Here is a 1,103-nt window from a genome sequence, read left to right as displayed (position 1 = left end):
TTTGAAAATGACCTGCGCATCTTTTCCTCCCAGTTAAGTGACTATTATCTCTTAACTGGGTGTGTTCATCCATTAGACCACTTCAGAAAGCTAAATGTGTTGTAGTTATAACCCTTGCCTATGCGTTAAGCCCCATTGATTTAATTCCCGATTTCATACCTGTTATAGGATTATTGGATGATTTAATTATTATCCCATTTGGCATCTACCTGGCGATTAAATTAATCCCCGAAGAAATTTGGAATGACTGTATCGAAAAGGCACAAGAAGCTATAAATAAGGGAGAGTTATTACCCAGAAATTGGAAGATTGGTTTAATTATTGTGTTTTTGTGGCTTTTCATTTTTATTATTATGGGAAGATGGATTTGGCATAGATGCATTAATTAATAACATTTATTTTCTATCTTAATCATTAAGAAGTGGCTCAATCTTCCATTCATTACTCATGAACCGTTACTCCCAAGGTAATGAAAATAAAATTAAGAAACATATTCTTGCTAAATCATACGCTATTGTCTCCTAATTTTTCCTGATGAAATCAGGATTTTTATAAAAAACCTAAACAGTTACTCTTTTTCTTTAAAAATTATCCCATTAAACTCATATCCTCCATTAGCGAGGTAATAATGCAGCCCATCATGGGTTACATACTCAGTTTGAGTGCGAATATATTTAGGCGCGTTATTAGTAAGTGTTCCAACATCGATAAAAATCGCATATTCTTTTAAATCGACCCATTCATTCTTTTTGTTGAATACTCTAAATTCTCTAATTAATTCCCTTTTTTTCTTCATAGAACATCCCTATTCTATTCATTTTAATCAAAAGTGAGCATAGTCTTCACGATTGAAATAGACCTTAACTTAACCTCATGTGAATTTAATTCAGAAGCCTAATTCATTATAGTTTAAAATTAGGACTATTAAAAAATGATTTAGTTGACTTAACTTTTTATTATAAATAACTAATTTTATCCACGCGCCGTATATCTAAATAATAAGACAATTGATAAGTTCTGAAGTGGTCTAATGGATGAACACACCCAGTTAAGAGATAATAGTCACTTAACTGGGAGGAAAAGATGCGCAGGTCATTTTCAAA

Annotated in this window: 2 protein-coding genes; one reads left to right on the top strand and one right to left on the bottom strand. The window is 31.7% G+C overall.

Annotated features, from left to right (window positions below):
- Nucleotides 1–59: 59 nt before the first annotated feature.
- Nucleotides 60–389 (top strand): YkvA family protein, encoded by a 330-nt coding sequence (locus tag Lwal_RS18160; protein WP_058479799.1) that lies wholly within the window; start codon nt 60–62, stop codon nt 387–389.
- A gap of 179 nt (nt 390–568) precedes the next feature.
- Here the strand turns inward: Lwal_RS18160 and Lwal_RS04865 are convergent, their stop codons facing one another.
- Nucleotides 569–796 carry a hypothetical protein gene (locus Lwal_RS04865; RefSeq protein ID WP_058479798.1) on the bottom strand — a complete coding sequence of 76 codons (228 nt, stop codon included), beginning with the start codon at nt 794–796 and terminating at the stop codon, nt 569–571.
- Nucleotides 797–1,103 lie beyond the last annotated feature (307 nt).

The organism is Legionella waltersii, from assembly GCF_001468085.1.
Lineage (GTDB): Bacteria > Pseudomonadota > Gammaproteobacteria > Legionellales > Legionellaceae > Legionella > Legionella waltersii.
This window is presented reverse-complemented; position numbering and strand designations above follow the sequence as displayed.

Excerpts from the sequence above, each read along its gene's own strand:
- Lwal_RS04865 (WP_058479798.1), bottom strand. The coding sequence starts at position 796 with ATGAAGAAAAAAAGGGAATTAATTAGAGAATTTAGAGTATTCAACAAA.